Source organism: Streptomonospora sediminis (genome assembly GCF_054778995.1).
Genome location: NZ_BAAGYZ010000059.1, coordinates 36,485 through 44,227 on the forward strand (window position 1 = coordinate 36,485; position 7,743 = coordinate 44,227).

At 68.6% G+C, this 7,743-nt stretch carries 8 protein-coding genes; 5 read left to right on the plus strand and 3 right to left on the minus strand.

Annotated features, from left to right (window positions below; genetic code table 11):
* Positions 1-146 precede the first annotated feature (146 nt).
* The gene (locus ACYVD5_RS12555) at positions 147-1,778 is read left to right on the plus strand and encodes a dolichyl-phosphate-mannose--protein mannosyltransferase (protein WP_461001175.1); all 1,632 of its coding nucleotides are present in this window, start codon (positions 147-149) and stop codon (positions 1,776-1,778) included.
* Between the two features lie 350 nt (positions 1,779-2,128).
* The gene (locus ACYVD5_RS12560) at positions 2,129-2,332 is read left to right on the plus strand and encodes a cold-shock protein (RefSeq protein ID WP_067975405.1); all 204 of its coding nucleotides are present in this window, start codon (positions 2,129-2,131) and stop codon (positions 2,330-2,332) included.
* Between the two features lie 62 nt (positions 2,333-2,394).
* On the opposite strand, the gene ACYVD5_RS12565 is transcribed toward ACYVD5_RS12560, so the two are convergent.
* Positions 2,395-3,399 (minus strand): ion transporter, encoded by a 1,005-nt coding sequence (locus ACYVD5_RS12565; protein ID WP_461001176.1) that lies wholly within the window; start codon positions 3,397-3,399, stop codon positions 2,395-2,397.
* A gap of 273 nt (positions 3,400-3,672) precedes the next feature.
* Here ACYVD5_RS12565 and ACYVD5_RS12570 point away from each other — a divergent pair, with 273 nt between their 5' ends.
* Positions 3,673-3,993 (plus strand): sec-independent translocase, encoded by a 321-nt coding sequence (locus tag ACYVD5_RS12570; protein WP_461001177.1) that lies wholly within the window; start codon positions 3,673-3,675, stop codon positions 3,991-3,993.
* 63 nt (positions 3,994-4,056) lie between these two features.
* On the opposite strand, the gene ACYVD5_RS12575 is transcribed toward ACYVD5_RS12570, so the two are convergent.
* Positions 4,057-4,656, minus strand: a complete 600-nt coding sequence (locus tag ACYVD5_RS12575) for a hypothetical protein (RefSeq protein ID WP_461001178.1) — start codon at positions 4,654-4,656, stop codon at positions 4,057-4,059.
* Between the two features lie 460 nt (positions 4,657-5,116).
* On the opposite strand from ACYVD5_RS12575, the gene ACYVD5_RS12580 reads away from it, so the two are divergent.
* Complete coding sequence (locus tag ACYVD5_RS12580) at positions 5,117-5,275, plus strand: hypothetical protein (RefSeq protein WP_461001179.1); 159 nt, start codon at positions 5,117-5,119, stop codon at positions 5,273-5,275.
* A 631-nt stretch (positions 5,276-5,906) separates the two neighbouring features.
* Here the strand turns inward: ACYVD5_RS12580 and ACYVD5_RS12585 are convergent.
* On the minus strand, positions 5,907-6,473 hold the full coding sequence (locus tag ACYVD5_RS12585) for a hypothetical protein (RefSeq protein ID WP_461001180.1): 567 nt from the start codon (positions 6,471-6,473) through the stop codon (positions 5,907-5,909).
* 294 nt (positions 6,474-6,767) lie between these two features.
* On the opposite strand from ACYVD5_RS12585, the gene ACYVD5_RS12590 reads away from it, so the two are divergent.
* Positions 6,768-7,373, plus strand: coding sequence for a TetR/AcrR family transcriptional regulator (locus tag ACYVD5_RS12590; protein ID WP_461001181.1), 606 nt, complete (start codon positions 6,768-6,770; stop codon positions 7,371-7,373).
* The last annotated feature ends 370 nt before the right edge of the window (positions 7,374-7,743 follow it).

Sequence of the window (7,743 nt, forward strand, 5' to 3'; positions counted from 1 at the left end):
CCGACCGGGCCCAGCGCGCAAGCCCCGGAAACGCGCACGGACGAACGGACCCGCGCCGCGCCGGAACGGCCGCACGGCCCCATCCGCAGCGGCCCCGCCGCGCGGTAAAAAAACCGACCACCCGTGCCCCAACCTTAAGAGCCGACATGACCACCACCGCACCCGAAGCCACCGTCGAACCCGATCCGAGCTGGCGGGCATCGGTCCGCTCGCGCTTGGTGCCGCCGATGCCGCAGCCGGCCTGGGCGGGGTGGGTCGGCGCGGTGGCGCTGGCCCTGTTCGCCGGCGCGCTGCGCCTGATCGGGCTGGGTCGGCCCGGCGAGATCTACTTCGACGAGACCTACTACGCCAAGAACGCCCTGTCGATGTGGGTCTTCGGCTACGAGCACGAAACGCTGGAGCGCGCCGACGCGATGCTCGCGCGGGGCAACGACAGCATTTGGAGCGGCGGCGCCGATTTCGTGGTGCACCCGCCCCTTGCCAAGTGGCTGATCGCGGGCGGCGAGCGGCTGTGGGACCTGCTGCCGGGCACCGCCGCGGTCGAGCCGGAAGGCTGGCGGCTGGCTTCGGCGGTCTTCGGTGCGCTGTCGGTGCTGCTGCTGGTGCGCATCGCCCAGCGGATGACGCGCTCGTGGCTGCTGGGTTGCGCAGCGGGGCTGATCATGGCGCTGGACGGCCTGCACTTCACGCTGAGCCGCATCGCCATGGTCGACATGTTCCTGACGTTCTTCATGCTGGCGGGTTTCGGCTGCCTGGTGATCGACCGCGACCGCAACCGCGCCCGGCTGGCGCGGACCGCCGAGCAGGGCGCCGGAGCCGCCAACTGGCTGGGGATGCGCTGGTGGCGGGTTGCCGCCGGCCTGTTCCTGGGCATGGCGGTGGGCTGCAAGTGGTCGGCGCTGTTCTACCTGGCCGCGTTCGGGCTGCTGACCGTGGCTTGGGACTACGGTGCGCGCCGCAGCACAGGCCACAACCGCGCGGCGCTGCGCTGGCTGGGATTCGACGCCGTCCCGGCGTTCTTCCAGATGGTGGGGGTTGCGGCCGCCGCCTATGTGGCCACCTGGAGCGGCTGGTTCGCCACGAGCGGCGGTTACGGCCGCCAGTGGGGCGCGCAGAACATGTCCGGGTGGCTGGAGAACGCACCCGCGCTCGTGCAGGCACCGGTCAACGCGCTGCGCAGCTTGGCCCACTACCACCAGCAGATGTACTCCTTCCACAGCGGGCTGTCGAAGGCGCACGACTACGCGTCGCACCCGTGGGAGTGGCCCATCATGCGCACCCCGGTGGCGTTCTACTACAGCGACCAGCCCGCCACCTGCGGCGCGCCCGACTGCTCCACGACGATCCTGAGCATCGGCACACCGGCGGTGTGGTGGCTGGGCATCATCGCGGTCGTGGCGATGCTGGTCTGGTGGGTGACCTACCGCGACTGGCGCGCCGGCGCGGTGCTGCTGGGTGTGGCGGCGGGGTGGCTGCCGTGGTTCGCCTACCCCGACCGCACCATGTTCGTGTTCTACGCGCTGCCGATGCTGCCGTTTGTGGTGCTGGCGATCGTGCTGGCGCTGGGGCTGGCCATGGGCGCGGGCGACAAGCAGCCGGAGTACTCGCCTTGGATCCGGGTGGTCGGCGGGGTGGCCTTCGGTGTGGTGCTGCTGCTGGTGATCGCCAACTTCGCCTATCTGTATCCGGTTCTCAGCGCCGAGACCATCCCCTACGACTCGTGGGCCGAGCGGATGTGGTTCGAGACGTGGATCTACGGCAATGGCAGCGGTGGTTAGTGCGTGTTCGGCGGCCCGATCCGCGTGCCGCGTAGCCGGGCCCGCCCGCTGCCGGCGGGCGGCCGGATTCTCCTCATTACCTTGCCGGCGGAGTGAAATCAACAGGAACGGCACCGTGGAATGACCGGTCTTTGAACACTGGTTTTCGGGCCGCCAAGACTCGGCAACGCGTGTTGGCGGCTGGTAGTCTCACTAACCGGTTGCGGTTGTAGTTTCCATGGACGGCCCAGGCGCCTCACGGAACTTCACGTGGGCGCTGGTCGTTTGGGCAAGAACTCCCGGGGGACGGGCGCTCAGCAACCCGGGGCCAGCAGGGTGCGGCCCCGAAGTAGTCCCCAAAGGGAGAGCAGATGGCTCAGGGCACCGTGAAGTGGTTCAACTCTGAGAAGGGTTTCGGTTTTATCGCCGTTGAAGGCGGTGGACCGGACGTGTTCGTTCACTACTCGGCGATCGCGGGTACCGGCTTCCGGAACCTGGAAGAGGACCAGTCGGTCGAGTTCGAGATCACCCAGGGCCCCAAGGGCCCGCAGGCGTCCAACGTGCGTGCACTCTAACGTCGCCTGAATTCGTTTCTCGGCCCTTCGTCCGGCTTATCGGGCGAAGGGCTTTCTGCTTTTCAATCCCCGTTCACGGCGTCCGCACGGGCCATCGGCCCGGTGTCCTCATGGTTCTCATGGGTCCCGCCCGCACGGTCAGCGGAGCCGGCGGGTTCCGCCGGATCCGGCAGGGCGGCGGCCGCTTCAGCGGACCCGCCGGAGTACTCCGCAGGCCCGCCGCCGCTGCCGGCGGCCGCGCCCCCGGCGGTGCCGCCCAGCGCCCGCACCTGCTCACTGAGCCGGGCCACCTGTTCGGTCAGCTCCTCCAGCCGTGTCATCACCGATTGGTGCTGGGCCAACTCCAGTTCCTGGTCCTCCTGCCAGCGCTGGGCGTTGACCTCCTGCTCCAGTGCGGTGACGATCACACCGATCACCAGGTTCAGCATGATGAACGCGGTCAGCACGATGTAGCCGATGAAGAACACCCATGCCATCGGCTCGCGCTCCAGCACCGGCTGGGCCACCTCGGGCCAGTCCTCGGTGGTCAGCAGTACGAACATGGTGTACAGGGTCGTACCCAGGTCGCCGAAGTGCTCGGGATCGATCTCGTGGAAGAGCCGCTCCCCCAGCACCGCGGCGGTGTACACGATGATCAGCAGTAGGCCGATGACGGTGCCCATGCCCGGAACCGAACGGAACAGCGCCGAGATGATCGTGCGCATCTGCGGGACCACCCGGACCAGCCGCAGGATGCGCAGAATACGCAGCATCCGCAACACGGAGAACCCCGCTGACGCCGGGACCAGCGCGATCCCGACCACCACCATGTCGAACCAGTTCCACGGGTCGCGGAAGAACGCCCTGCCGAGGGCGAGGAACTTGAGCAGCAACTCGGCGGCGAAAGCGGTGACGAACACGACCTCGGCGAGGATGAGCAGGCCGCCCGCGTGCGCGAGGGGACCGTCCACGTAGGTTTCCAGGCCCAGCGTGGCGGAGTTCAGCAGGATCAGTACGACGATCGCCGCCTGGAACCAGCGGTGGTCGACCACGCCGCGCGCCCAGCGGCGCAGGGGGGTCTCCGCCACCGGGGTTGCCGCGGCCGGCCCACCGGTCACCCGCCCACCCGACACCGCCACCTCCCTTGGCGCAGACGCTGCGCGCCGCATCCTGCGCTCCGCTGCGGACGGCTCAACTGTAGCGCCGGGGGCGTTTCGGCAGCGGACCGGTAGGCCCGGTGGGAGCGGTGCCGCGAAGGGTGGTCATCCCCAAGTCGCCGTCCGTTGTCCGGCGCCGCCGCAATACCGGCTAATCTGCTAGGAGGCCGGAGCAACCACCAATTGCCATCGGAGGATCCGGGCGTGTTCAACATCGGGTGGGGCGAGTTCATCGCCCTGGCTCTGCTCGCACTACTGATCTTCGGCCCCGACCAGTTGCCCAAGGCGGCGGGGCAGATCGGGCGGGTGCTGCGGCAGCTGCGGAACATGGCCGACAGCGCCAAGAGCGACATCCGGGAGGGCCTGGGGCCGGAGTTCAAGGACTTCGACGTGCAGGACCTGAACCCGCGGCGGTTCGTGCAGAAGCACTTCTGGGAAGCCGATGACGACGACTCCGGTACCGAGCGCCGGCCCGCCTCCCAGCTCAACGGCAAGCGCCCGCCGTTCGACAGCGAGGCCACCTGAGCGTTCGCGCGGTCCAACCGCCGGGTGCGCCGCAACACCTGCTCAGCCTGCCGCCGCGGCACCTCAGCCGAACATCATCACCAAGAACAGCCCGATCCCGCCTACTACGACCGACCCGACAATGACCGCTGGCGATCCCACCGCCGCCACCAGCACTTCGGTGAGGACCGTGCCCACGATGGCGGCCGCGGGCCACGGCCAGCGCGGCGCCGGATCCCAGCCGTTGCGCCGCTCGCGGTAGACCGCCGCCAGGGCCGCCGTTCCCAGCAGCGCCCAGAACACCAGGTGCCACCCGGCGCGGGTGGTCGCCGGGATGTAGTCGGCCGATCCGGCCGTGATCATGACGAACAGCGCCGTGCTGATTCCCAGGCGCCAATAACCCTTTCCACCGGTCTCGGGGATGACCTTGCGGCGGGCGGGGGTGTCGCGGCGGAACCGCTCTGCCGCCACCGGGGCGCCATCGCCGCCGGGCGGCTCGGAGCCGGGTCCGGTTTCGTGCGGCGGGGGCGGATCCACCGGCAGCGCGGGTTCGTCGGTATCGGGTGGCAGATGGTAGCCGCCGGGAGCGTGGTAGCCCCGCGGGTATTCCCTTCCGCCGGGGTAGCGGCCACGCTCGGACGGGTCCGGCGAGGGATCGTCCGGTCGAGAGGGCGAATCGGACACCGGTCTCGCCTGCTTTCTACTGCTGGCGCGGGTTCACGCTCGGTTGCCTACCCGTTCGGCGACGCTGTGGAACCAGTGCGGGGCCAACCGGCCCCGAACCGGTCGCCCGATGGCATGCGAACGCCGCTTCCCGCCCGGGGGCACGGGCTGGGAAACGGCGTTCTCCATCGGACGGCTACCCGATACCGGGGGCCAAGCCCCTAGAACCAGTTGAAGCCGGCAGTTGCAGCCTCTGCTGAGTCAGCGGTGGCAGCTGGAATCGAAGGCGCGAGAACCGCGGCGACAGCGAGTGCGATGACCGCGCAGGTCTTCTTTAACACAGTGCACCTTTCCATTGCATCGTTCATCCATCCCCGGACGTAAGATAAGCCACCGGCAACACTTCGCGCAAGCCCCAAACGCGGTTTTACCAGCGTTCTATCGGACATCTATCGCCATAGTGTGGAAAAACGCATAAACAATGAACTCGGCAACCGAACCCGTAGCCGCGCCCAGGGGCCGCACCGCTGCGCCCGGCAGCGCCGCGACCACCGGTTTCGTCCTACGCAAGGCTGCTGACCAGGTCAACCGCGAGTTCAGCGGGAATAACGGGCCGGTCAGCGGCGGACTACCGCACTGAGCTCCGACTCCTATGCGGGAACCCGCAGATGCAAACGCATCCGGACCCACCGGAGCCGCTTCACCTGCAAATTCTCACGCACTGCAGAATTAACTACTCGACATGACCGCCAATGGAACCCGACCTGAACTCTCCCATTGGCACCGGAGGACCATTTTGCCGTCCCGACACCAATACAATACGCAACGGTCACCGGGTAAGCCGGGACCGCCCGCGGGACGCCATACAACACTCTACGCGCACGGCCGCTCGCTCCGTGGAATACCACCGAATGTTGCCGACACCAAGTATTTTCGTCCTGATGCAGGCAATCCGTGAACAACGAGGTGGTTTCACACTGCGTGCCCGGCTCGCCACACCCGGCCGACCGGTCGCTGCGCGTCCGATGCCGACGGATCCGCGGACTCGGTGGTCCGGTCGATCGTTGCCTTCGGCAGCAATTGTAGCGGTAGATCCTGGCGAACACCGCTAATCGGGTCACATTGGTGCACATCTGGTGCCCATCACCGCACCTGCGCTGACAGCGTCGGGCGCCGGCAGGCCCGAGTGCGACGATCGCCACGCATGCCGCGTTCGGTGCCGCGACCGGCGGCGAGCGGGCCGCACCCGGACGCCCGCCCCGCGGCACGCGTCATGAGACCTGCTTCCGCAGCAGAATGCTCAGGCGGATGGCGGAGACCAGGAAGAACACCCCGCCGAGGGCGGCGTACCCGCCCACGCCGGCGATGTTGCCGCCGCCCTGCAAAGCCTGGGCCAGGAAGGACGCACCGGCCAGGACCGAGATGCCGCCACTGAGCATCTGGGGCACCTGGCCTCCGGAGCGCCGGCCGCGAATGGCGGTGACGAGCTGGGGGATCCCGGCGCCGATGGCCCATACACCCCAGACCGCGAGGGCGGCGGCGATGGACACGGTCGAGGCCGCGCCGAGGGCAACGGCGACTATGACACTGACTACGACGTTGATCCACTCCGCGGTCTTGGGCCGCTGCGGGTCGCGCTCGGTCCGGAGCTGCCACAGCACCGCCGCCGCATCGAACAGCGGGTAGACGACCAGCAGGGCCGCCAAAAGAGGCCCGGCGGTGGTCGAGGCCAGGAAGACGAGCACCGCCCAGGCCGCAGCGAAGGCGAAGCGAATGAAGTAGAGGCGGCGCAACGCCTTAGCGAACGCCGACGCGGAAGTCGTTTCGGACGTGACCATGACTTCTCTCTTTCGTGGAAACGTGTGCCGGACAGGCAGCGGTGGTGGCTGGTGGCGGCGTTGCCACCGAGCGGCCGAGCATGGGCCCGCGTGCGCTGCAGCGGGCAGGTTTGGCGCGCGGTCGCCGGATCGGCCGGCGCCGGCGCAGCCGCAATGGCGGTGCGCGGCAGCGCGGACATCGGCGTCATGCCCCCGCACACCACCCAAGGTAGAGTTACTAGTACGTCTACATGGATGACCATAGACTGATCGCAGTGCTGGCGCAAGACGGCCCGATCAAGACCGGAGCAGAAGATGCACGTCGACACCCCCGAACCCGCAACACGGTCATCGGCGTCCGGCACCCGGGCACGTATCCTCACCGCCGCGAACGAGCTGTTCTACGCTCACGGCATCCGTGCCACCAGCGCCGACCGCGTCATCGAGCGGGTCGGCATCACGAAGGTCACCTTCTATCGCCACTTCCGCACCAAGAGCGAGCTCGTGGTGGCATACCTCGATGGGCAGGCCGCCGCGGAGCGCCAGTGGATGCAGAGCGTCCGCTGCAAGAACGACCCCGTCGGGTCACTGCGCGCGCTGGCCACCGACATCGGCGCCGCGAGCTGCAGCCCGGGGTTCCGGGGGTGCGCGTTCATCAACGCTGCGGCGGAGTTCGCCGACCCCGAAGACCCGGTCCGCGCGGCCGTAACCGCACACCGCCGTTGGATGCTCGACGAATTCGCCGACATCGCGGCGGAGGCAGCGGCCGATGACGTCGAGTCCGCCGCGAAACAGCTGATGCTCCTGCGAGACGGAGCGATGGTGAACGGCTACCTCGGCGATCCATCAGCGGTCGCCGGCTCCCTCCAAGCCGCCTTCACGTCGGTCATCACGACGGCAGGACGTTCTGGAGCGAGCTGACGCGGGACAACGCCAAGCGCTGCTCGCCCGGCCGCCGCCGGCGTCCCGGTGCAGCAGGCCCCGATCCGCCGCGCGTCCGGATCTGATCACCGCCAGGGGCATGCCGCCACTGAAAGGACTGACAACGCATGGCGAACACCGCACTGCTGCTCATGGATCTCCAGCGCTCGATCGTGGCCAGGGTGGCCGACGGCGGCTCGATAGTCGATGCCCTCGAAGCATGGTCGCGCCCTTGAAGCCGTGCCGCGTGAACTGCCGCAACGCGGCGTCGCGGATGCGTGCGCGTGGGGCGCGACACCCTGCAAGCCGTCGTTCCGGAGCACCGCACGGGGGTCTGGGGGTCGCCCCCCAGAAGAAACAACGAAACGAC

Coding starts and splice junctions, on each gene's coding strand:
- ACYVD5_RS12555 (WP_461001175.1), top strand. CDS start 147: ATGACCACCACCGCACCCGAAGCCACCGTCGAACCCGATCCGAGCTGG.
- ACYVD5_RS12560 (WP_067975405.1), top strand. CDS start 2,129: ATGGCTCAGGGCACCGTGAAGTGGTTCAACTCTGAGAAGGGTTTCGGT.
- ACYVD5_RS12580 (WP_461001179.1), top strand. CDS start 5,117: ATGAACTCGGCAACCGAACCCGTAGCCGCGCCCAGGGGCCGCACCGCT.
- ACYVD5_RS12585 (WP_461001180.1), bottom strand. CDS start 6,473: ATGGTCACGTCCGAAACGACTTCCGCGTCGGCGTTCGCTAAGGCGTTG.
- ACYVD5_RS12590 (WP_461001181.1), top strand. CDS start 6,768: ATGCACGTCGACACCCCCGAACCCGCAACACGGTCATCGGCGTCCGGC.